The sequence below is a fragment of the Pacificoceanicola onchidii genome (genome assembly GCF_004804335.1).
Taxonomy (GTDB): Bacteria; Pseudomonadota; Alphaproteobacteria; order Rhodobacterales; family Rhodobacteraceae; genus Pacificoceanicola; species Pacificoceanicola onchidii.
Genome location: NZ_SRXY01000004.1, coordinates 264,680 through 288,039, shown reverse-complemented (window position 1 = coordinate 288,039; position 23,360 = coordinate 264,680). Strand labels below are relative to the sequence as shown.

22 protein-coding genes are annotated in these 23,360 nt (G+C 60.0%); 12 read left to right on the top strand and 10 right to left on the bottom strand.

Features of this window, described 5'->3' with window-relative positions; all coding sequences use genetic code 11:
• Positions 1 to 26: 26 nt before the first annotated feature.
• From E4662_RS12735 to E4662_RS12715, 5 genes are all read left to right on the top strand, one after another.
• Positions 27 to 1,331 (top strand): alginate O-acetyltransferase AlgX-related protein, encoded by a 1,305-nt coding sequence (locus E4662_RS12735; RefSeq protein ID WP_136441954.1) that lies wholly within the window; start codon positions 27 to 29, stop codon positions 1,329 to 1,331.
• Complete coding sequence (locus tag E4662_RS12730) at positions 1,328 to 4,078, top strand: tetratricopeptide repeat protein (RefSeq protein ID WP_136441953.1); 2,751 nt, start codon at positions 1,328 to 1,330, stop codon at positions 4,076 to 4,078. Before E4662_RS12735 ends, E4662_RS12730 begins: the two co-directional genes overlap by 4 nt.
• 9 nt (positions 4,079 to 4,087) lie before the next feature.
• Positions 4,088 to 5,098, top strand: coding sequence for an alginate lyase family protein (locus E4662_RS12725; RefSeq protein ID WP_136441952.1), 1,011 nt, complete (start codon positions 4,088 to 4,090; stop codon positions 5,096 to 5,098).
• A 159-nt stretch (positions 5,099 to 5,257) separates the two neighbouring features.
• Positions 5,258 to 7,462: an NADP-dependent isocitrate dehydrogenase gene (locus E4662_RS12720; RefSeq protein ID WP_136441951.1), complete on the top strand. Its 2,205-nt coding sequence runs from the start codon at positions 5,258 to 5,260 to the stop codon at positions 7,460 to 7,462.
• 157 nt (positions 7,463 to 7,619) lie between these two features.
• The gene (locus E4662_RS12715) at positions 7,620 to 8,462 is read left to right on the top strand and encodes an LOG family protein (RefSeq protein ID WP_136441950.1); all 843 of its coding nucleotides are present in this window, start codon (positions 7,620 to 7,622) and stop codon (positions 8,460 to 8,462) included.
• Between the two features lie 17 nt (positions 8,463 to 8,479).
• Here E4662_RS12715 and E4662_RS12710 read toward each other — a convergent pair whose 3' ends face one another.
• The gene (locus tag E4662_RS12710; protein WP_136441949.1) at positions 8,480 to 10,348 is read right to left on the bottom strand and encodes a nucleoside-diphosphate sugar epimerase/dehydratase; all 1,869 of its coding nucleotides are present in this window, start codon (positions 10,346 to 10,348) and stop codon (positions 8,480 to 8,482) included.
• A gap of 406 nt (positions 10,349 to 10,754) precedes the next feature.
• Here E4662_RS12710 and E4662_RS12705 point away from each other — a divergent pair, with 406 nt between their 5' ends.
• From E4662_RS12705 to speB, 6 genes are all read left to right on the top strand, one after another.
• On the top strand, positions 10,755 to 11,777 hold the full coding sequence (locus E4662_RS12705) for an aspartate-semialdehyde dehydrogenase (RefSeq protein WP_136441948.1): 1,023 nt from the start codon (positions 10,755 to 10,757) through the stop codon (positions 11,775 to 11,777).
• Positions 11,778 to 12,647: 870 nt separating this feature from the next.
• Positions 12,648 to 12,983, top strand: coding sequence for a hypothetical protein (locus E4662_RS12700; protein WP_136441947.1), 336 nt, complete (start codon positions 12,648 to 12,650; stop codon positions 12,981 to 12,983).
• A gap of 288 nt (positions 12,984 to 13,271) precedes the next feature.
• Entirely contained in the window at positions 13,272 to 13,643 is a 372-nt protein-coding gene (locus E4662_RS12695; protein ID WP_240705184.1) for a hypothetical protein, read from the top strand.
• A 70-nt stretch (positions 13,644 to 13,713) separates the two neighbouring features.
• Positions 13,714 to 15,099: a leucyl aminopeptidase family protein gene (locus tag E4662_RS12690; protein ID WP_136441946.1), complete on the top strand. Its 1,386-nt coding sequence runs from the start codon at positions 13,714 to 13,716 to the stop codon at positions 15,097 to 15,099.
• On the top strand, positions 15,099 to 15,986 hold the full coding sequence (locus E4662_RS12685; protein ID WP_136441945.1) for a C40 family peptidase: 888 nt from the start codon (positions 15,099 to 15,101) through the stop codon (positions 15,984 to 15,986). The genes E4662_RS12690 and E4662_RS12685 overlap by 1 nt, the downstream gene beginning before the upstream one ends.
• A gap of 9 nt (positions 15,987 to 15,995) precedes the next feature.
• Entirely contained in the window at positions 15,996 to 16,952 is a 957-nt protein-coding gene (speB, locus tag E4662_RS12680; RefSeq protein WP_136441944.1) for an agmatinase, read from the top strand.
• Positions 16,953 to 16,955: 3 nt separating this feature from the next.
• Here the strand turns inward: speB and rimM are convergent, their stop codons facing one another.
• The 9 genes from rimM to ffh all read right to left on the bottom strand — a co-directional run bounded on the left by rimM (position 16,956) and on the right by ffh (position 22,622).
• Positions 16,956 to 17,462, bottom strand: coding sequence for a ribosome maturation factor RimM (gene rimM, locus E4662_RS12675; protein ID WP_136441943.1), 507 nt, complete (start codon positions 17,460 to 17,462; stop codon positions 16,956 to 16,958).
• A gap of 240 nt (positions 17,463 to 17,702) precedes the next feature.
• Positions 17,703 to 18,080, bottom strand: a complete 378-nt coding sequence (gene rpsP, locus E4662_RS12670) for a 30S ribosomal protein S16 (protein WP_136441942.1) — start codon at positions 18,078 to 18,080, stop codon at positions 17,703 to 17,705.
• Between the two features lie 45 nt (positions 18,081 to 18,125).
• On the bottom strand, positions 18,126 to 18,425 hold the full coding sequence (locus tag E4662_RS12665; protein ID WP_240705183.1) for a chorismate mutase: 300 nt from the start codon (positions 18,423 to 18,425) through the stop codon (positions 18,126 to 18,128).
• Entirely contained in the window at positions 18,418 to 19,020 is a 603-nt protein-coding gene (locus E4662_RS24325) for a GNAT family N-acetyltransferase (RefSeq protein WP_136441940.1), read from the bottom strand. Before E4662_RS24325 ends, E4662_RS12665 begins: the two co-directional genes overlap by 8 nt.
• Positions 19,020 to 19,607 carry a GNAT family N-acetyltransferase gene (locus E4662_RS12655; RefSeq protein ID WP_136441939.1) on the bottom strand — a complete coding sequence of 196 codons (588 nt, stop codon included), beginning with the start codon at positions 19,605 to 19,607 and terminating at the stop codon, positions 19,020 to 19,022. Before E4662_RS12655 ends, E4662_RS24325 begins: the two co-directional genes overlap by 1 nt.
• A complete protein-coding gene (locus E4662_RS12650; protein WP_136441938.1) occupies positions 19,604 to 20,047 on the bottom strand; it encodes a GNAT family N-acetyltransferase in 444 nt (147 codons plus the stop codon). Before E4662_RS12650 ends, E4662_RS12655 begins: the two co-directional genes overlap by 4 nt.
• Complete coding sequence (locus E4662_RS12645) at positions 20,047 to 20,580, bottom strand: GNAT family N-acetyltransferase (protein ID WP_136441937.1); 534 nt, start codon at positions 20,578 to 20,580, stop codon at positions 20,047 to 20,049. Before E4662_RS12645 ends, E4662_RS12650 begins: the two co-directional genes overlap by 1 nt.
• On the bottom strand, positions 20,577 to 21,110 hold the full coding sequence (locus E4662_RS12640; protein WP_136441936.1) for a GNAT family N-acetyltransferase: 534 nt from the start codon (positions 21,108 to 21,110) through the stop codon (positions 20,577 to 20,579). Before E4662_RS12640 ends, E4662_RS12645 begins: the two co-directional genes overlap by 4 nt.
• Complete coding sequence (gene ffh, locus E4662_RS12635; protein WP_136441935.1) at positions 21,111 to 22,622, bottom strand: signal recognition particle protein; 1,512 nt, start codon at positions 22,620 to 22,622, stop codon at positions 21,111 to 21,113.
• A gap of 439 nt (positions 22,623 to 23,061) precedes the next feature.
• Here ffh and E4662_RS12630 point away from each other — a divergent pair, with 439 nt between their 5' ends.
• A complete protein-coding gene (locus tag E4662_RS12630; RefSeq protein ID WP_136441934.1) occupies positions 23,062 to 23,301 on the top strand; it encodes a hypothetical protein in 240 nt (79 codons plus the stop codon).
• The last annotated feature ends 59 nt before the right edge of the window (positions 23,302 to 23,360 follow it).

Here is a 23,360-nt window from a genome sequence, read left to right as displayed (position 1 = left end):
CTTGAAGGGAAAGCGGGGGCTATCCCATGATACTGAACACAACATGGACCGGATTGCGCAAGACGGCGCTGGGTATTGCTGTTGGGAGTGCGGCGTTGGGTTTGGCCGGACCCGCGAAAGCTTCGGGTTTCGGCTGTCAGGGGTTGCTTGAATCCGACGCGCTTCCCAGCATCGAAGGTGACGGTGGCATGTTCTATCGCGTCGAACCGGACCTGATGATGGCGCAAGGTTTAACCGATGGAAACATCGCTCAGATTGCAGCTCTGTCCGAGGCATTGGCATCACGCGGCACCACGCTGATCTATCTGCCCATGCCGACCAAGGCGTTGGGCCAACCCTGGCAGTTGCCGCCGCTTGCGCGTGATCTCGGCTTTGATATCGATGTTGCGACGACGGTGTACGACGAAAGCCTCAAGCGGCTCGAAGGTGCAGGCGTCGCGGTCGTGAACGCCCGTGCCGCGCTGGCGCGGTCAGGGCATGACACGCCTTCCTACCTTGGACCCGACGTCAGACCGTCTCCCTTGGGTACTCAGGCCATTGTCGAGGCCGTAACAGCAGTCATCCCGGCCAAGGCAGGTGTGACGCCGAGGGCATCTTTGGTAGCGGAAGGCGAAGACATTGGCATCGCGTCCGCGATGCGTCTTGATCTTCAGGAGCACTGTGCATCGCCTCTGCCCCCGTTGAAGGTGCCTTCCGTGCTGGGCGATCAGCCAGCCGATTTGATGGAGGGTGGGCCGACAGACATTGCCGTGCTGTCCACGCGTCTCACCGGTGATCCCGCGTTGGGCTTTGCGGCGCGGCTTCAGGCTGGAACGGGACAATCCGTTGCAAGCTTTGCTGTCCCGGACGGCGGGGCATTTGCGGCCATTGCCAGCTATCTGACTTCGGATGCCTTTCAAGCATCCCCTCCAAAGGTGCTTGTCTGGGAACATCCGATCTGGCGCAACCTTGCAGAGCATGGCGACGGGCCGATGCGCGAACTGGTGTCTGCCGCCGGGGCGGACTGTTCGGTGCCAGTGCCTTTGATGGTATCCGGTGACGGACAAACCCTGCGCGCCGATCTCACCGTGATTGAAAAGGCGCCCGATGCCTTGCTGTTCCAACCCGATGGAACGGGCAATGCTTCGGTTACATTTGCCTTTGAGAACGATGAAGCGCTGACGCGGAGCCGTTGGCTGGAGCGTCATGAAGGTGCCAAGCTGACCGGGCGTTTCTTCGCGCCGATGAGCGGCCTTTGGGAAGCCGGGGCGGTTGCGGTCAACATCCAGCCAACGGGCTCTGTCGGCCCGAAGGTTGCGCTTTTCGCCTGTTATGATGCGGAGGGCGAATGATGCTACGCTTTTGTCTGATCGCTCTCATGACGGCGGTGTCAGTTCTGCCCGCCGCCGCAGATCCCTTACCGATCGAGTTTCTCCCTCCGAGCATCGCGCCGCGCAACGTCTGCAACGCACCGCCGCCGGGCAATGGAGACATCAACACGGAGCAAGGTCTTGGCGAGATTGAACTGACCGATGAGTTGCGGGTCGAGTTCATCAAACGTGACATTCGCCGCCTTCAACGCGAAGACGCTGGCCGTTGGTTCGATTTCATTGATGCCTTGATTGCATGGCAGGGGCGTCTTGATCCGGAGTTTTCCGAAATCGATCAGCGCGTTGCCCGCATCACGTTGCACCTGCGGGCGCGGCGCATGGCGGACCTTGAGGCGCGCGCATTGATCCCGCAGCTGCGGGCGCGCATCGGGGATCTGACCAACAATCAAAAACTGATCCTTGCCCGGTACTACACCGACGGCGTCGGCGTGCCGGTGGATACCGAATTTGCCAAGGACATGATCCGGGAGGCCGCATTTGGCGGGAACGCACGGGCCTTGGCACAGATTGCGCGCTTGCTGGCGCAGGGTGAGACGCTCGACGGTTGGGATGCGCCGCTTGATCTGACGATCACCATGGCCTTTGGCGGGTTGCTCGGGGAATTGAACCCGGGCGTATGCGCCCGTGCCGAGCGCATCGCGCAGGAATACATCAAAGGTGATCTTGTCATCGCCAACCCCGAAATCGCCAAGGCCTGGCGCAAGTTTGCGGCAGATATGGGTGGCGCACAGGCGGCGTGGCGTGTTGTGGAATACCATCTCAACGCGGACGGCGATCAAAAGGATCTCGACGAGATGCGCCATTATCTCGCAAGGGCGCGCGAGTTGGGGGTTGCACCGGATGATCGCCAAACCAGCCTTCTGCTGGCAAGCGGGGCGATCACGGACAAAGATCTGCAGGACATTCTTGGTTTCAATTACGATCAGGACAGACGCCGTGTGCATCGCAGTCTGATCCCGTATCTGGAGCTTGGTCTGAAAATCAACGGGCTGGTGATCAACGAGGACAGCCTGCGCCTGCAATACCTGCGCGAACAAGCGCTGATCCCAAATGCACCGGGGTTTGTCTTTACCAACCTTGCGAAGGAACTGATCGAGCGGCAAGGGCGCTGGAAGGCGGAACCCGAGGTTCTGGACCTGCTCGAAGAAGCCGTGCGGCGGGGCGATGAACACGGTATGCAGATGCTTGCCCAGATGCTCGTGCGCTATCGCGATGACCCGAAGCAGTTCAATCGGTCTGAGAACCTGCTTCTGGAAACCGTGGAACGCTTCGGGATGATGTCATCCATCGACCGTCTCGATACACTCTACCGCTGCCAGGCCAACGATGCGCCAATGTTGCCAGAGGCGACGCATTGGAGCGAAACCTATGCGGCAACCATGGACGAGCCGGTCACGTTGAGCGCGGGAGATGCGCTGACACTGAGCCCGTTCCGCTCGCCGGAACGGCTGGCGCGGCTCCAGACACATGCTTTGCAGGGACGCACGCAGGCGCGGGCCGAGATGGGGCAGCGGATGCAGTCTGATCCTTTGACGGCCGACCGGGCGTTGCGCCTCTGGGCCAAGCGGATCAGTGCCTCGGACAAGGCGCTGGAAACCTTCGGCCGGATGGAGTTGGACCTCGCACAGTCTCCAGCGGAGTGGGAGTTGGCTATCGAGTTTTTCAGGCGGGTTTACCTCAACAATGGTGTGACGACGGCGCTGGACCTTTCGGTTGCCCTGACTGACGACATGGCGCGTGAGGCGCAGAACGCCAAGGACATGCTGCACATGCTGACCATGGCGGGGGTGCGTGGCGAAGGCGCTTCGATCCGGTTGAAAGCCCGCCTCTTGGCCAAAAGCACCAGCGCGGCGGACTACATGGAAAGCGCGCGGCTGGTGTATGATGAGTTCAAGCAGGTGATCGAGGAACGCGGCGACTTTCTTGCCCTGATGTTCGCGATCCCCTTCCTGCCGGAAGACAAGGTTGATGACTATATAGACCGGGCGGTTTCTCTGATGAACTGCGGGAACAAGGACGCGGATGAAGTCAGCGATGCCTACGCGATCCGCGGAGATGCCGAGATGGCGCAGCATTGGCGCAACATCATCCTGCACTTCGATGGCGGACACATTCTGTCGAAGCTGCGCCTGACAGATGAACAGATGGAGATGTTCAACCAAGGTGCCGCTCCGAATGCGGAGGAGGTCATGACCCGCAGTCTGAACGATGGCGATCCGGTTGCTCAGATGCGGCTCTATCATTTGACCGCGAACCCGGATTTGCCGAGCTTCGATCCGAAACGGGCCGCAGGATTGCTTGGCGCGATGCTGAAACGGGCGCGGGGCCAGGACTTGATCACACGGTTGCACATGTTCCGGATTGCCCACGCATCCGTGCGGCAAGCGGTCTCGGACGAGCTTGATATGACCGCCGTGTTCCTCGGCGCGGCGGAAGCAGGCGATGCCAGGGCTCGGCTGGAATATGCATTGGCGCTCAAAGCGCGGGCGGAGACGGGCGAAGACCTTGCGCAGGTGGCCAAATGGATGCGCGCGGCGGCAGAAGGTGGTCAGTCCGACGCCATGGTGGAACTGGGTTTTGCGCTGGGCTTCGGTCTTGGCGTGCCGCGTGATCCGCGCGAAGCGCTTGAGTGGTTGTCCCGTGCCGAAAGCGCGCGCAATCCACGAGCGGCAGAGTTGGCGCGCTTGATTTCCGCGTCCAACCGATAGGTCGATGCCATGTTCAGATGCGCCCTCGCTTTCCTGCTGGCAGTTATGACAGCGTCCACGGGCGCTGCTTCGGAAAACTGCCCGGCCGCGCCGGACCCGGTTCTCAGCCTTTCCTTTGAGAGCCGCTATGCCGGCAGCGGCGAGGCGCGGGATACGGTGAACGCGGAGATCGAGGCAGAGACAGAAGCCGCGTTGGAACCGCTCGATGCGTTTATCCGCGATCTGGCGTCCGGCCTTGACCGAATGATGGAAGCAGATCGGGACAAGCGGCGGGCCAAGGCAAACTGCCTGATTGGTCAGATGTCCGAATGGGCCCGCGCAGATGCGCTTGCGGATCAGGGGTCCGAAACCACGCGGTTGACCATTGGTTCCCGCCTTTCCGGTTTGGCCATCATCGCGGGCAAAGCGATGTTATACACTTCTGATTATGCCGGACTGGACGAGGTGCGGGTATGGCTCACCCGCCGGATGGACGAGCAGATGGTGTTTTGGGAAACCGCACCATCGGGCGCTGCCTCTGGGAATCTGCGCGCCTGGGCGGGTCTCGCCGCTGCTGCGACCGCGGCTCTCAATGATGATGTTGTGATGCGCAGCTGGGCGGTCTGGTCCACCAGCTATGTTCTGTGTTCGGTCAACCCCGATGGCAGCTTGCCTCAGGAAATGACCCGAGGGCGATTTGCGCTGCACTATCAGCTTCATGCCATGGCGCCACTGGCGACGGCTGTGCTGATTCTCGAACGTCAGGGGGTCACGTTGCGGGCGCGCTGCGGCAATGCGCTGGACCGCGCGGCGACGTTTACCCTGTCCGAACTGGAGACCGGAGAAAAAACCGCCGAGATCACCGGTCAGGTGCAGACCCTTTTCGACGGAACGCACAATCTCGACGATTTCAAACTGGCATGGCTGGAGCCGTTTCTTCTGTTGAGCGGCAACGATCAGGCAAGAGCGCTTGCCGAAAAGCGGCGACCTCTGAGCTACTCCAAACTGGGTGGCAACCAGACCCTCCTCTGGAAACCCTGAGCGCACTTCCTTTCGGCGCCGCAGAAAAAAACGTCTGGATTTTCGGTATCCCATTGCATACAACCGCGACGAAATGCGCGGGGCGCGCGGCGCCGTAGTGCTGGAAAACCTGCCATACATGGCTTATGGCAAGGCAAACCGATGAAAGGATTGGTACAGATGTCTGATCAGAACACCCCCGATATTATCTACACCAAAGTTGACGAAGCGCCGGAGCTGGCCTCCGCCTCTTTCCTGCCGATCATCCAGTCCTTTGCAAGCGCCGCAGGTGTTTCCGTTGGCACCAAGGACATCAGCCTTGCAGGCCGCATCATCGCGACCTTCCCCGAGGCGCTTACCGAAGAGCAGCGCATCTCCGATGATCTTGCGGCTCTGGGCGAGCTGGTGAAGCAGCCGGGCGCAAACGTCATCAAGCTGCCGAACATCTCGGCGTCCGAGCCGCAGCTTGTGGCCGCAGTCAAGGAACTGCAGAGTCAGGGCTACGCCCTGCCGGATTACCCCTTTGAGCCGTCCTCCGATGAGGAAAAGGCCGTGCGCGCCAAGTATGACACCATCAAGGGTTCCGCAGTGAACCCGGTGCTGCGCGAAGGCAACTCCGACCGTCGCGCCGCTGCCGCAGTGAAGTCCTTTGCTCAAAACAACCCGCACCGCATGGGCGAGTGGGTTGCAGACAGCAAGACCCGCGTGTCCTCCATGGGCGGCAACGATTTCTTCTCCAACGAAGTCTCCGCCACCCTGCCGAACGCCGCGACAGCCAAGATCGTTCTGGAAACTGCCTCTGGCGAAACTGTCCTGAAAGAGGGTGTTTCCTACCCCGCAGGCACCGTTGTTGACGCAACCTTCATGTCTGGCAAGGCGCTTGATGCTTTCCTCGCGGACGAGATCGAAAAGACCAAAGCCGAAGGCACGCTCTTCTCGCTGCACATGAAGGCAACCATGATGAAGGTCTCCGACCCGATCATCTTTGGTCACGCAGTCAAAGCCTGGCTCGCGCCGGTCTTCGAGCAGTTTGGTGACAAGATGGCGAGCCTCGGTGTGAACCCGAATGCGGGTCTTGGCGCGCTGCTGGATCGCGTGAAAGATGAACCGGAAATCCTCGCCGCGATTGACGCGGTGAACGCCGAACGCCCGCCGATGTACATGGTGAACTCCGACAAGGGCATCACCAACCTGCACGTCCCGTCCGACGTGATCATCGACGCTTCCATGCCCGCATTGATCCGCGCAGGCGGCAAAGGTTGGGGCCCGGATGGCAACGAAGCCGACACCAACTGCGTGATCCCGGACAACTCCTATGCGCCGGTCTATGATGCAACAGTTGAGTTCTTCAAAGCCAACGGTAAGCTGAACCCGGCCACCGCCGGCACCGTTCAGAACCTCGGCCTGATGGCGCAGAAGGCGGAAGAGTACGGCTCGCACCCGACCACGTTTGAGATCGCAGAGGCCGGTACGGTTAAAATGATCCTCGACGATGGCTCGGTGCTGCATGAGCATTCGGTTGAAGCAGGCGACATCTGGCGCTCCGCCTCCGCGCGCAAAGCACCGATCGAAGACTGGGTGCAACTGGCCATCGACCGTCAGGCAGCCACCGGCTACCGCGCAATCTTCTGGCTCGACGCCAACCGTGCGCACGATGCACAGCTGATCGAATACGTGAAGCCGATCCTTGAAGCCAAGGGTGTGGCGGACAAGTTCGAAATCATGGCCCCGCGTGAAGCGACCATTGCTTCGCTCGAAACCATCACAAAGGGTGAGAACACCATCGCCATCACCGGCAACGTGCTGCGCGACTACCTGACGGACCTCTTCCCGATCCTCGAACTGGCAACCTCTGCCAAGATGCTCTCCATCGTGAAGCTGATGAACGGTGGCGGTCTGTTTGAAACAGGCGCAGGCGGTTCCGCTCCGAAGCACGTGCAGCAGCTGCAGGAAGAAAACCACCTGCGTTGGGACAGCCTTGGCGAGTTCTGCGCGCTGGGCGAAAGCTTCAAGTTCCTCGCGGATCAGAAGGGCAACGACAAAGCCCGCGTTCTGGGCAACGCCGTCGACGCGGCGACCCAGGGCATCCTCGACAACGACCGCTCTCCGTCCCGCAAGGTGGGTGAGCCGGACAACCGTGACAGCCACTACTGGTTCGCCCGTTACTGGGCCGAAGCACTGGCCGCACAGTCGGACGATGCGGACCTCGCTGCGCACTTCGCACCCATCGCCTCGGCGCTGGCCGAAGGTGAAGCGGCGATCGTTGGCGAACTGGCAGCGGCACAGGGCAGCGCAGCAGACCTGGGTGGCTACTACCACGGTGACGAAGCCAAAACCGCAGCAGTCATGCGCCCGAGCGCGACCCTGAACGGCATCATCGGCTAAACCCGACCAAAGAACGCTTAGAAAGCCCCGCAGTCCATTTGGTCTGCGGGGCTTTTTGCTCTTGAGGTCCCGGATCAGGTCCGGGACGCGGCGGCGCTGGTGCTTGCTGTGGTGAGGTTGTAGGCATGGGGGAGGACTTTTGAGGACGCCGATACATATGACCCAAGACCGCCGTAGCCCTTTCCGCGATGCCCATCTCGACATGGACACAGCGGAGCACGTACCCGTTACCCCGCAAACGCAATCGCCCAGCTATCGTTTGGCCTTTGCCGACGAGGATTTTCTCTGCCGTGAAGAGTTGCGGCCGGTGCGTCTACAGCTTGAACTACTCAAGTTCGACATGCTGCTGGACCAGCATCAGATCGACTCGACCATCGTGCTTTTTGGCGGTGCACGCATTCCGTCTCCGGCGCAAAAGGACGGTGCCCGCACCAAGACCTTGGCCGATCTTTCGCACTTTTACGAAGAAGCGCGCAGCTTTGCACAGATCATGACGCGCAAGTCAAAAGAAACCGGCAATCGGGATTACGTGATCTGCACCGGCGGTGGCCCCGGTGTCATGGAAGCCGGCAACCGGGGCGCCGAGGATGAGGGCGGCGTTTCGATCGGTCTGAATATCGTTCTGCCGCATGAGCAAGCGCCGAACCCCCATGTGACCCCGGAGCTGTCCTTCAACTTCCACTACTTCGCCATTCGCAAGATGCACTTCCTGATGCGCGCTCGGGCGATTTGTGTCTTCCCGGGTGGTTTTGGCACGCTCGATGAACTGTTCGAAGCGCTCACGCTTATTCAAACCGGCCGGATGAAACCTGTACCGTTCCTGCTGTTTGGACGCAAATTCTGGGAAAGCATCATCAATTGGGACGCACTGTCTGATGCCGGGACCATCAGCGAAAAGGATCTGGAATTGTTCAAGTTCGTGGAAACCGCAGAAGAGGCGGCGCAGATCATTGATGCCTGGGACCCGCTCCCGGCGCGCAAGGATATTCCCGGACGCTGAAAACGCAGCGGGGTGGCTCAGGTGCTCTGAGCCGCCTCCGGCATATCGCTCTGTTCCACCCAGCGAGAGATGATGCCACGGGCCAGGGCTTCATCCCGAGTCTCGACGGCCTGACGCAGGTCTTTCACCGCCGTCGCAACTTCGATCTCCGAAAGGTAGCCTTCCTGCGCGCGCAAGATTTTGGCGTGGGGCGTGGTCAGCATGTCCGGCGAAATCAAAAGCTCTTCGTGCAGTTTCTCGCCTGGACGCAACCCGGTGATTTCGATTTCAATGTCACCGTGAGGGTTGTCCGCGTCCTTGACCGAGAACCCGGCCCCTTCGATCATTTGCCGGGCGAGTTTCTTGATCGGAACCGGATCGCCCATATCGAGCACAAAGACGTCACCGCCACGGGCGAAGGAGCCCGCGAGAAGGACCAGCCGAGCGGCCTCGGAAATCGTCATGAAGTAGCGGGTGACCGCGCCGTGGGTCAGCGTGACCGGACCGCCGCGCGCGATCTGTTCTTCGAACAGAGGAATGACGGAGCCGCTGGACCCGAGCACATTGCCAAAGCGCACCATCGAAAACCGGGTGCCGGTGCTGCGGGTTGCCAGGTCCTGGATCAGCAGCTCGGCAAGGCGCTTGGACGCACCCATGACGTTGGTCGGGCGCACGGCCTTGTCTGAGGAGACGAGAATGAAGCGATCAACGCCGCAGTCTCGTGCCGCGTCTGCCAGGGCCTTGGTGCCAAGCACGTTGTTGTTCAGACCGGCCAGTGGATTGATCTCCACCAGCGGCAGATGCTTGTAGGCGGCGGCGTGCAGAACCACGTCAATGTCGTGGTCCACCAGAACGTCGCGCATCTTTGCGTCATCGAGGACCGAGGCCAGAACCGGCACAATCGTCATGTTGGAACTGATGTCGCGCAGTTCTTTGTCGATGTTGTAAAGCGCCAGTTCGGAGTGTTCGACCAGAACAATGCAAGACGGTTTGCAGGCGATGAGCTGGCGGCAGAGTTCGGACCCGATGGATCCGCCAGCGCCAGACACCAGAATGCGCCGGTCCGTGTAGGCATGGCTCACGCCAGGCAGTTCGTTCTCTAGGCGATTGCGACCCAGTAGATCATCGAGCGACACCGGGGAGACCCGCGCTTCCAGTTCACCTTTGCCAACCAGTTCGGCAAAGGAGGGAAGCGCATGAACTTCACAGCCGATGGAGCGCACACGATGGGCGATCCGGGCAAGCTGCGGCGCGCGCATGGATGGCATGGCCAAAACGATCCGGTCGATGTCTTTTTCGACGATCAGTTCTTTGATCCGTGCGGGCGCAAAAACCCGAAGCCCAGAGATCATGGAGCTTTGCAATGTCGGATTGTCGTCAATGAAAGCGACAGCCTGGATCGCGTCGTCCTGTCGAAGCGCGGCAACCAGTTGCTGCCCAGTCTGGCCTGCGCCGTAGATCAACACCCGCATACGCGTCTTGCCACGGCGGTAGATTTCGAGCGTCACTTGAAGAAGCGCCACACGCCACGTTGCCGCCAGCACCAGCAGGAGCAGGGAGAAGATAAGGAAAACACCCACGGGCAGCGTACCGCCCATCGCGGCATCCATCACGATCCCCGAAGCGCCGAGAAGGGCGGCATGAGCACCCGTGCGAATGATGCCCCGGGTTTCGTAGGCGGCGAGCTTGATGGTTGGCAGGGCGAGCCACCAGGAAATCGCAGATCCCACAAGGACGAGGCCCAGTATCAGCGGAAGAATTGCTGTGATCGTGGCGATATCGGCGGTTACGGACGCTTCGAGAACGATCGCGATGCCAAATGCGATCGGGATGATCATTGCGTCGATCAGCATGAACACAATCTGTTTCTGCTGACGAGAAAGGGCCGTGACCAATTGATAAAACATTCGTCGTGTAGTCCCCTCTGGCGGTCGCTCTTGAGGCGCCTTGCCAAGTTCTTATCGTTTCACAGCCGCGCAAACTGCCTGCTGCGCACACCCGTTTGAGGCGTGGTGACTGCTTTCAATCCTATCTAGGGGATTGCACATTTATGAAGCAAGTCTGTTATTTCTGCATCTGCACATTCAAGCGGATTTCCACCGCATTTCGTGCATTCCTGCATCGGAAATGGGCTAAAACTCCCTGTTCCGTGTCAAATTCGTGACAATCCCTATGAGTTTGACCCGGCAATCCGGCCGTCGTGGGGGCTTGAATAAACTGCCCCTTTCAACTGGACGTTCCAACCTGTAAGAGCGCGCCAGTCATGTGGGCAGCTGTGCCACACATGCGTATAGGAACCTGATGGAGGGCCAAATGGGCTATAGGGTCGTCGTCGCGGGCGCCACGGGCAACGTGGGCCGCGAAATGCTGAATATCCTCGCCGAGCGCGAGTTCCCTGTTGATGAGATCGCGGTGCTGGCATCGCGCAAATCTCTCGGCACAGAGGTGACATTCGGCGACAAGACACTCAAGACCCAGGACCTCGCTACGTTCGACTTTACCGGGTGGGACATGGCACTCTTTGCAGTCGGGTCCGGCCCGACCAAGGAGTTCGCCCCCAAAGCCGCGAGCCAGGGCTGTGTGGTGATCGATAACTCGTCGCTCTACCGCTATGATCCGGACGTTCCGCTGATCGTGCCGGAAGTGAACGCAGACGCCGTGATGGGCTACACCAAGAAGAACATCATCGCGAACCCGAACTGCTCGACCGCGCAGATGGTGGTGGCGCTCAAGCCGCTGCACGACCGTGCGAAGATCAAGCGTGTGATCGTGTCGACCTACCAGTCCGTTTCCGGTTCCGGCAAAGGCGGTATGGATGAGCTTTGGGAGCAGACCAAGGCCGTCTATAACCCGATCAAGGATGTGCCGCCGAAGCAGTACACAAAGGAAATCGCCTTCAATGTGATCCCGCACATCGACGTCTTCATGGAAGATGGCTCGACCAAGGAAGAGTGGAAGATGGTTGCCGAGACCAAAAAGATCGTCGATCCGTCGATCAAGGTCACTGCTACTTGCGTCCGTGTTCCCGTGTTCGTGGGGCACTCCGAGGCCATCAACATCGAGACCGAAGACTTCCTCGATGAAGATGAAGCGCGTGATATCCTGCGGGAAGCGCCGGGCATCGTGGTGATCGACAAGCGCGAAGACGGTGGTTACGTCACGCCTAAGGAATGCGTTGGCGACTTTGCCACCTTCATCAGCCGGATCCGCCAGGACTCGACGATCGACAATGGTCTGAACTTCTGGTGCGTCTCCGACAACCTGCGCAAAGGGGCGGCTCTGAACGCCGTGCAGATCGCCGAGGTTCTCGGACAGCGCGCGCTCAAGAAGGGCTGAAAACAACGTCCATGAGACGTGAGCGGGGACGGTGCAGGGAACTGCGCCGTCCTTTCTCTTTCCGGGTTCATCGCTTCGAAGGACCTGTGCAAATCCCTCTTCGCGACGTTGATTGGTCATTCTGCGGCCACAATCAGCTGTGATTGTCGGCAGAATGGAAACGCCGCCAGCCCGGACAAGAGGATGAGAAATGCGGCGTCTGGCAGATCAGGAGCAGTCCAATGACAGACAATCTTTGTGATATCGCACGTGCACGGCGGCTGCGGGCCTTATCCCGCATAAAAGACGTGCCGCGCCGCAAGCGGCCATTTCGTATCCCGATATTTCGACGGGACGCAGCAATGTCCTTGGGTTTGGCGCAACGCGGCGTCTTCGCGTAACTAAACCGATTTCGGAAAGCCCAGTGCGGTTGCGGACGGCAGCGGTGTTCCAAAGCGACGTTTGAGTGCGTCGTACGGAATCCCAAGGTCTCTGCAGCCGCAAATGCGTTGACTATCCGCGCGCCGGCACAATGTCAGGCGGTGGTCCAGTTCGCGCAGAACATATCCTTTCAACAGCAGCCGACCTTGCAGTTCAGGCCACCCTTGAGCCTGTCTGAAATCTGTGTCGAGATCTGCCCGGGCGATCGAGATGTCGTCTCCCTCCGTTGAAGAAAGCGCTCCGGACATGGAGCCGCGAACGAAGACTGCGCCCGATATGTCTTGGGGCGTGTCCAGACCAAGGGTGGAACAATCGAATAACTGCATTTGATCAGGATGGTCACATACTGGTTAAGACCTCGTTTCCACAGCGCACGCAATCGTTAGCGATTGGCCGCATTTTTGCCGTTTTCTGCTGTAATGCTCAAAAACACAGGCAAGGAGATGAGCAATGCGCCATCAAACCAATACCCAGGCAGGATGGGAAACAGCCTCTGACCAATTGGGCCTTCCGGCTCCCAAGGATTGCGAGACGCTTTCCCTTCTTCGCAGTTTTCTAAACCCTGTCTTTGAACAAGCCGAGACATGGCAAGCCCTTCGCCAGGTTCTGGCGTCCAAAGGCTATGGCATCGCGTTCAGCGAAGGGCATCTTGTCCTTCTGGACGGCTCTGGCAGGGCTGTTTGCACCGGAAGCACGCTGGGTGTACCATTGCGCAGCCTTTCGGAAAGACTTGGTCGCCCGTCCGTGCGCGCCTCTGTCGATGGTCACACAGGCGTTCTGCACTGACTGCCAATCCCGTTGAGAACCGCGTCCGCGACGGCACCGTATCGCGGGCGGATGCTGTCTGGTTTTCCAGGGCTGCCCCGACAGATCACCTCGTTGTTGATTGCGCCGGCATTTCGTTTTTGAATTGGTGCAAGGGTCTGGCAATCAAATACAATTTTAGAATGACAAGGTGTGAATTCGCAGCGAATTCAACCGACATTCCTCTTTGAGAATAACCTTTTGAGAAGGTCAAAGGTGCATCTTGCTCAGGCCGTGGGGGCCAACCAAATGGGGTGAGATGTGAAAGACGTGACCTATCTGGCGCCGGCAGAAACGCCGCGCGTCGAGCGGGGCCAAATTGAGACACTGCGAAACGATCTTGGGCTTCATGCGGCCGAAGACGTGGTTTGCCGCGCTATGGAAGAGCTGGCTCAGCGCCTGTGTCAGCTTCAGGAACAATCCATGAATGGACCGCGTGACGAGCTGCACAAGGGCTTGCGGTCGCTCAGCGCAATTGCTGATCAAATCGGGCTGGAAAGCCTGTCAAAAATCGCGCGCGACGTCATGATCTGCATCGAGTTCGGCGACGGGGTTGCCGAAGCCGCTACGATTGCGAGGCTGGTGCGAAACGGGGAAAGCTCTCTGGCGCTATTGTGGGACTTGCAGGAGTTCTCGGTCTAAGGCGTGCTTCCCCCCTTGCGGTCGCGGCGCGCCCCGATAGGCTGGGCGTGACTTCGCAAGGATACGCCCAATGCCCCTGACATTCGCTGCCCCAGATTCATCCAGCCTGCCGCTCTATGTAATTGAGGCAGACGCTCTTGAGACATGGCTTTCCGAACAGGATGAAGCAACGCGGACCTGGGTGCAGGCCAACGGGTTCTCCGGGGGTATCGGCTCTGTTCTTTTGCTCCCGGGAGAAGCTGGCGCGCCGCGCGCCGCGCTCGCCGGTTTCGGAACGGCCCAGAAAAGAGCCAGACACCGGTTCATTCTTGCCAATGCCGCTTCGAAACTGGGTTCAGGCATTTTTCATCTCGCCAATTCTATTCCAGACGGGCGTTTGGAGACAGAAGCGCTCGGCTGGCTGCTCGCGGGCTATGGCTACTCGCGGTATCGTGGCAACACGCCCACATGCGCGCAACTCAAAGCCCCTGAAGGGATCGACGCAGTCCGGTTGGAAACCCTTGCGGCGGCAGAAGCCCTGACCCGCGATCTGGTGAACACACCGGCCGCTGACATGGGGCCGGAAGCTTTGGAAGCGGCGGCCAGAACGCTCGCGGACCAGTTTGAGGCGTCCATTACGGTCACCAAAGGGGACGCGCTGCTTTCAGAGAACTTCCCCATGATTCATGCCGTTGGGCGGGCTGCGGAACAGGCACCACGGTTGATCGACATGCGATGGGGGGAGGCGGGTCCGAAACTCACCCTTGTCGGCAAGGGGGTGTGTTTTGACACTGGCGGGCTGAACCTCAAACCCGGCGCGTCCATGGGACTGATGAAGAAGGACATGGGCGGGGCAGCGAACACGCTGGGTCTCGCCCATATGATCATGGCGCTTGGGCTGAAGCTGCAATTGCGGGTGCTGATCCCCGCTGTCGAAAATTCCGTGTCTGGCAACAGTTTCCGCCCGCAGGACATCCTGACCGCGCGCAATGGTTTGACGGTCGAGATTAACAACACGGATGCGGAAGGGCGGCTTGTCCTTGCAGATGCATTGGCCTTTGGTGGGGAAGAAGAGCCGGACCTGATGTTGTCCATGGCCACGCTGACGGGTGCGGCGCGGGTGGCTGTAGGGCCAGACCTTGCGCCATTCTTTACGGATGACGACGCGTTTGCGTCGTCCCTGTCGTCGGTGGCGCATGCGGCAGCGGACCCTGTTTGGCGACTGCCCTTTCACGAGCCTTATGAAAGCATGATTGAACCGGGGATTGCCGATCTCGACAACGCGCCGAAGGGCGGCTTTGGCGGTGCAATCACCGCGGCGCTTTTCCTGCGGCGCTTCGCCGGGGGTGCAGGCCGCTACGCGCATTTTGACATCTATTCCTGGCAGCCGAGTGCCGCACCGGGCCGGACGAAAGGCGGGTTGATGCAAGGTCCAAGAGCCATCCTCGCGGCTTTACCAGACGTTTTGGTCCTCTGATGGACCGCAGAACGACGCCTTTCAACGGCCGCGTGGCGCATGTTTCCCTGAAAGGGGAAATCGACGCGGAGCGGTTTGTGGAAGGGGAGCGGGCGGTTGTCGCCCGGGGCACGGTAGATCTGTTTCCTGCGGCGGATCGTGAGGTGTCGATGGACCGGCAATTGTTGCTTGGCGAGGTCGTCAAGGTACTGGACCGATTGAACGGTCGTGCCTTCGTTCAGGCTGACAAAGACGGCTATTGTGGTTGGGTCAATGCGTGGCAAGTGTCTGTTGAACCTGTGCCAGACGCAACACACACAGTGTCGGTTCGCCTGACACGCGCTTATGAGAAGCCGGACTTTAAGAAAACTCTCCGGGTTCAAGCATTGCCGCTCGGATCACGTGTGCATGTGTTTGAGACAAGTGACCGCTGGTCTCGTGTGGCCATTCCAATACCGCTCGACAACGTCGATGCGGCGGAGGGACATTTTGAGCGCTTTGTCCCCTCATCGCACCTGCGCCTCTTGACCGATCCAGAAACCGATCCCGTGTTTGTTGCCGAACGATTGGTTGGCGCGCCCTACCTTTGGGGCGGAAACTCCAGTTTCGGCATTGATTGCTCGGGGTTGGTGCAAGCCGGCTGCGCGGCCTGCGGCATACCATGTCCCGGCGACAGTGACATGCAGGAACGAGAGCTGGGTGAGACTTTGCCCCACGGAACTCCTCCAGAACGCGGCGATCTGATGTTCTGGAAAGGTCATGTTGCCTGGGTTTCTGATCCCGAGACGCTGCTGCACGCAAATGTGTATCACATGGCGGTGGCCTACGAGCCGATGGCCGAGGCTATTGACCGTATTCGCGCGCAGGGCGACGGTGAGGTCACACGTCACGCCCGGCTGCCACGTTAGGAGACCGCCATGCCATCCGATCCGTTCTTCCACCCGGTCTCGGGATTTGACCTGCCGCGTTTTGCAGGGGTGCCGACCTTCATGCGCCTGCCGTATGTCCCGCCGGAACACGGGCGATTTGCGGATGTGGACATCGGTCTTGTGGGTGTGCCTTGGGATTCCGGCACCACCAATCGCCCCGGCCCACGCCACGGCCCCCGCCAGCTCCGCGATGCGTCCACGATGATCCGTGCGCAACATGGCGACACCGGCGTGCGTCCGTTTGAAACGGTGAATTGCGCGGACCTCGGCGATGTGGGTCCGAACCCTGCTGATATTCAGGATAGCATGAACCGGATCACGGCGTTTTATGACACGCTGGTGGGGCAGGGGATTCGTCCGCTCACCGCAGGCGGCGATCATCTGACGTCTTTGCCCGTTCTGCGGGCGCTGGCCAAGGACGGCCCGCTTGGCATGATCCATTTCGACAGCCATACGGATCTGTTCCATTCGTATTTTGGCGGAACGATGTACACGCACGGCACGCCTTTCCGGCGCGCAGTCGAAGAGGAATTGCTTGATCCGAAACGGGTGATTCAGATTGGTATTCGCGGGACGATGTATGACAGTGAAGACCGGGATTTTGCCGAGAGCGTTGGTATTCGCATCGTGCCGATCGAAGAGTTCTTTGCGCGCGGCGTGTCTGACGTGATGGCGGAAGCGCGGGAGGTGGTTGGCGATCTGCCGACCTATGTGAGCTACGACATCGACTTTGTTGATCCTACCTTTGCGCCGGGCACTGGGACGCCAGAGGTCGGCGGGCCGAACAGTTTTCAGGCACTTCAGGTGTGCCGTGAGCTCTACGGTGTGACCATTGCCGGGGCGGACATGGTCGAGGTTTCGCCGCCGTTTGATGCGAGCGGTGGAACCGCCTTCCTTGGCGTGTCCATCATGTTCGAATTGCTCTGTGCGATGGTCGCGGACTGAAGCTCAGTCAAATAGGCCTTCGGGCGGATCGGCCACGATTCGACCAGCGGTCAAATCAACGGTCGGAACCGCCGCCTGCGTGAATGGCAGCAGAACGGTACTGCTCTGACCGGGCACAATCAGTTCGAGCAGATCGTCCGCGCCGTGGTTCTGAACCGCCTTGACCTGACCAAGAGGCGCGCCGCCCGTATCAAAGACAGACAGGCCAATAAGATCGGCGTGGTAGAATTCATCGTCGGGCAACTGCGGCAGCCGATCACGGGGAGCAAACAGCCGCACGCCTTTCAGGGCGTCCGCCTCTTCCTTGTTGCGCACACCGCTCATCCGCGCGGCAAAGCCGTTTTTGATCTCACGTGTGATCTGGATTTCGAAGGCGCCGCTCCCGTCTTCACGGGTCAACGGTACGTAGTCGGCAATAGCCAAAGGATCGGCGGTAAAGCTTTTCAACCGAACTTCGCCGTGAACCCCGAAAGCCCCGGAAATCGCGCCGACACAGATCAGATCGGTCATGTGTGATCCTTCATTTTTCCCAGCTTGGGATTATGGCGCCCCACAGATACTTCCAGGGAGCCAAGTTCCGCCAGAGGCCTTGCAACGCTCGGCTTGCGTGTTCCGCTCAAAGAGCATGCCAGCCACGAAGGCAACCGACAACAAGACAAGTAAACGGATCAGGCGCATTCTTTCCTCGGGTTGGAAAGAGGTCCCGGCAGGCAGGTGGGCCGCCTGCCGGGGTGGACATCGGAAACAGGATTACTCTTCCGACGCCGCATCTGTTGCGGCTTCTGCCGCTTCAGCAGCCTTGGCTGCTTTCTCTTCTGCGCGTTCCTGGGCTTTCTTGCCCGGGACGGCTTTCTTCGGGTTGTTACGCTCCGCTTTTTCTTTCACGCCAGCCGCTTCGAGGAAGCGAGACACGCGATCGGTGGTCTGAGCGCCCTGGCCGAGCCAGTACTGGATGCGCTCGATGTCCATTTTCACGCGCTCTTCGCTGTCTTTCGGCAGGAGCGGGTTGTAGGTGCCGAGCTTTTCGATGAAGCGGCCATCACGCGGCATACGGCTGTCAGCCGCAACGATGCGATAGAAGGGGCGCTTCTTGGAGCCGCCACGGGCGAGACGGATTTTGATAGCCATTGAGTTTCTCCTTTGAATGGCGTGTCAGGCGGGCAAACGGGCCGCCTAGGATTGCTTTTGTTTGTGGTGATGGATGACTTCCTGAATGATGAAGTTCAGGAATTTCTTGGCGAATTCCGGGTCGAGATCGGCCTGGAGTGCAAGGTCGTGGAGCCGCGCGATCTGCTTTTCTTCACGTGCGGGATCGGATGGGGGTAGGTCGTGTTCGGCTTTGAGCACGCCTACGGCCTGCGTATGGGCAAAACGCTCGGCCAGCGTAAAGACAAGGATCGCGTCCAGCCGGTCAATGCTGTCGCGGTGGCCTTTGAGCAGATCTGCTGCGCGGGTGACAACGTCTTCAGTCAATTGCAAAGCCTTTCGGTTTGAACAGCGGGTCCTGGTAGTGGGCGATTTCCATGGCAATGCCGTGGCCAGCCTGCCCCTGAAGCTGCTCCAGCGTCGGGTGGCGATATACGGCATCGTTGCCATCGACTGTCGCCGCGTCGTGATCCTTGGTGCAGCCAAGGCGTTCGGCCAGCCGGATGGAATCAAGGTTCTTCGGGTCGATGTAGCTGACAGCGGTTTCCCAACCGAGATCATGATAGAAATACCGGCGTACCCGGTCCGTCGCCTCCAAAGCATAGCCATGTCCGGCCTTGTCTGGCCAGATGATCCAGGCAATCTCGCGCTCCGGCCATTTTGCCGGGAACCATCCGCCGGCCATGCCGACGGTCTCATCAGTGTCCTTCAGGTGGATCATCCACATGCCGAACCCGCGGATTTCCCAGTGCCCGATCTCCGAGGCGTAGAGCATCCACGTCTCATAGGCGTTCAGCGGGCCACCCATGAAACGGGAGCGGTAGCTGGCAAAGGTCGCCTTGAAGGCGGCATAGTCTTCCGGCACCGGGCCGCGCAGGCTCAGGCGTTCGGTTTCCAGCACGGGGATGTCGCGGTGTCCCATCAGAGGCTCCCTGCTTTGGCTTTGTGGCGATAGACATGGGTGTCCGCGTCAACCAGCGCCTCGGCGACAGGATCGCGGGTCGCGCCCACACGGTTCATGAGTTTGAGGCAGCGGTCATTGTCGGGCGCGACGTAGGAGACGACGCTGTCCCACTTCAGCGTGTCAAACGCGAAGCCCATGGCTGCATCCAGCGCCTCTTCGGCATAGCCGTGGCCTTCTGCCTCTTCGGTCAGGAAAATGCCCAGTTCCGCCTCCGGGTCTTCCCATTCGTAACCCAGCAGGACAAACCCCGCCGAAGGGGAAGTCAGGGCGTCAATGGTCCAAAGGCCATGGCCGTGCAAAAGCCAGAGCGCCGTGTAGTTGGTGAATTCCTGCCACGCCTCTTCGCGCGTGAAAGGCCCGCCCATTTCAATCGAGCGGTCGCTTTCGTAGATTTTCGCGAAGGCTTTGAAGTCATAGACACGCGGGCCGCGCAGTTGCAGCCGGCGGGTGTCGATCACCGGGACCTTGCCGCACAGACGCGCGGCGGCGCGTGCGCCGGGACCGGGGCGATGCTGTTCGCAGGGGGCTTGGGCGACGGCTGTCATGCGGCCTCCTGCGGTTGGCGATAGATCAACGCGTGTGATCCGGGTTTCGGTTGCTCCGCATTTGGATCAAGCACGGCGCCGAGCCGCTCGGCCAAAGCGATGGAGCGGCTGTTTTCCGGATTGATGTAGTGCACGATATCGCGCCAGCCGAGGCGCGTGCGGGCGTCCGAGATGGCGGCTTTGGCGGCCTCAAAAGCATAGCCTTTGCCTTCCGCTCCATCGAACATGACCCAGCCGATTTCCGTCTCTGGCCAGCCATCGGGAAAGAACGGGCCGACCATCCCAAGGATGTCGGCAGCGCCGGTTTCCGTAACGGCCCAAAGACCATAGCCGCGCATTTCCCAATGGCCGAGCATCATGGCGGTCATCGCCTCCGCATCGCGCTTTTGAATAGGGCGAAGGGTCAGGCGGTCCGTGGTGATCGTGGCGTTGCTCGACATCACAGCGCCTCCGGTCCGGGGTGCCGCCAAAGCTCGTCTTCGCCCATGGCCTCGTTATAGTACGTGCGCTCGTAGACCGCCCCCATCCGCGTAGCGAGTGCTTTTGATCGGGTGTTTGACGGTACGATGTTTGAGGTCAGCGTGGTGAAACCGAGGTCCTCGTAAGCCCATTGCCGTGCGCGGCAGGCGGCCTCGTAGGCGATTCCCTTGCCTTCGCAGCCATCAAAAACCACGTAGCCAACCTCAGGCTCCGGCCATGTTTCCGGGTTCCAGATACCGCTGATGCCTGCGGGTTTGCCGCTCGCCTTGTCTTCGACGACGAAATAACCGTAGCCGTGCCAATGCCAGTGACCAACGTTCAGGGTGAACCAACGCCACGCATCGCCGCGCTGCGGGATATAGCCAAAGCCCTGGCTGCGGGCTTCATCGCCGAGGAAGGCAATAACCGCGTCCGCGTCTTCGCGGCGCGGGCCGCGCAGGATCAGACGCTCCGTTTCAAGGCGCGGGGCGTTTGTAAGGGGAGCCTTGATCATGCGTAAGCCCCCGGGTTTCCGTCCGCGTCCGGGATGTGCCGATAAACGATGGTGTCGTCCGGGGTCTCTCCCGTCGGCAGGGGGGCGTCTGCGTCATGCGTTGCGCCAAGACGCGCAGCAAGTGCAATGGAGCGGCTGTTTTCGGGATCGATATAGGAGACAAGCGTCTCAAAGCCGTTCGCCCAGGCCCAATGCAAAACCGCCGTCGCGGCCTCCGCAGCATAGCCCTTGCCCTCAGCCTGTTCCAGAAGGGTCCAGCCGATCTCCGCCTCCGGGAAATGCGGCGGGCGCAGGATACCGATCTGACCAAGGAATGTTCCGTCCTTCGCTTCGATCCCCCATGCGCCATGGCCCATCAGGTCCCACATAGCCACCTCGGACGCAAGCCAGCGCCATGCCGCCTTGCGCGGGATCGGTCCCCCCATATGGCGCGCGCGGTCGGTCTCGAACAGATCACAGAGCTGTTCGAGGTCCCCCATGACATGGGGGCGCAGCACGAGGCGCGGGGTATGAAGGGCAGGGGCGGGCATTTACTTCTTCTTGCCGAACCCCGACAGGCCCGGAGGCAGGCCCATGCCGCTACCCAGACCGGGCAGCTTGCCACCCATGCCCATTTGCTTGGCCGCCGCTTCGAGCGCTTTGGGGTCCATCTGTGACGGGTCCATTCCGGCCATATCCCCAGGCATGCCGCCTTTGCCGAACATGCCTTTCATGGCCTGTTTCAGCATGCCGCCTTTGCCCATCTTTCCCATTTTCTTCATCATGTCCGACATCTGGCGCTGCATTTTCAGCAGCTTGTTGAGGTCGGAGACCTCCATGCCAGCACCGGCGGCGATGCGCTTCTTGCGGGACGCCTGAAGAAGCTGCGGGTTGGCGCGTTCTTTCTTGGTCATGGACTGGATCAGGGCGATCTGCTGCTTGAGGACTTTGTCGTCCATGCCTGCTTCGGTCGCCTGCTTGGCCATTTTGCCCATGCCGGGCATCATCTGCATCATGCCCTCCATGCCGCCCATCTTGATCATCTGCTCAAGCTGCATCTTCAGGTCGTTCATGTTGAACTGACCTTTCTGGAAGCGCTTCATCATGCGCTCGGCCTGTTCGACCTCCAGCGTCTGCTGCGCTTTCTCGACGAGAGAGACAATGTCACCCATGCCAAGGATGCGGCCCGCGATGCGGTCCGGCTCGAAGGTTTCGAGCGCGTCCATCTTCTCGCCAAGGCCGACGAACTTGATCGGCTTGCCGGTGACCGCGCGCATGGACAGCGCCGCACCACCGCGGCCGTCACCATCCATCCGGGTGAGAACAACACCTGAGATGCCGATACGCTCATCGAAGTTTTCCGCCGTATGCACAGCGTCCTGACCGGTCAACCCATCGACCACGAGCAGCGTTTCACGCGGGTTGGCAACGTCACGCACCGCTTCGACCTGAGCCATCAGCTCTTCGTCGATGGAGAGGCGGCCAGCCGTGTCGAGCATATAAACGTCATAGCCGCCCAGACCGGCCTGCGTTTTGGCGCGCTTTGCGATGGCCACGGGCTCCTCGCCCTTGACGATTGGCAGAGTGTCGACGCCGATTTGCGTTCCGAGGATGGCAAGCTGTTCCATGGCCGCCGGCCGATTCACGTCGAGCGAGGCCATGAGGACTTTCTTGCCGTCCCGCTCTTTCAGGCGCTTTGCAAGCTTCGCCGTGGTCGTGGTCTTACCGCCGCCCTGCAGGCCAACCATCAGAACCGGCGCCGGGGGCGAATCAACCTTAAGTGTCCCGGGTTCGCCTTCACCGGCCAAAACCGCGATCAATTCGTCATGAACGATCTTCACGACCTGCTGGCCGGGGGTCACGGATTTGGTGACGGCTTGGCCGGTTGCCTTTTTCTCGACCGCTTTGATGAAATTTCGGGCAACCGGGAGCGAGACGTCCGCCTCAAGCAGGGCAACGCGGACTTCGCGCAGCGCCATTTTGACGTCATCAGCCGACAGAGCACCTTGTTTGGTCAGGCGATCAAACACGCCGCCGAGGCGATCGGAAAGATTCTCAAACATGAGGGCGTCCCCTCCTTTTCTAATCCAGATGCGCCTTCAGATAAGGCTGCGGGCGTCGCTTCACAAACCCATGTGGCAATCGGACTTTGCTGAATTGCCATCGCGCCAGAACGCTTGGACAAAACAACAAGCGCCCCCGTGGGCGCAACGCGCTGACGGAGGGCGATCCCGGGATTGACCCATGGGACCGGAAGCACAGAGGACTCCCGGAGATTGCTCGCGGATTAATCTTGCGGCGTAAAAGAGTCAAGTTTCATGTGGTAGGAGTAGATTCTTCGCCCATTTTTTGCCAATTTCAGGCAGTGCGGCGCGGCAAGTGATGCACGATGAGTACAATCCCGCCGATCAAAACGCATTTTCCCGTAATCAGAGTTTTACTTTTGTCTTTTTCTGTGTGAGTTGCTAACTTGGCGACCAAACGTCTCTATTGGAGTTTACAATGAACAAGTTCATCCTGGCGACCGCAGCTGTCGCTCTTTCCGCATCCACTGCTTTCGCTGGCATGTACGGCGACACCGCAGAAGAAGAAGACGATCCGTTTGTACCTGTTGCAGCAGCAAGCTCCTCCTCCGGTAGCCTTGCAACCGCAGCAGCCGTGCTCGGCGGTATCGTTGTTGTTGGCGCACTTGCAGGCAATGGCGGCGGCTCCGGCTCCTCCAGCACCTCGGGCTCCAACTAAGCCCTATTCGGCTTAACACGCCTGATTGCCGGCGATTTTGCCGGATCAAGAATAGTGCC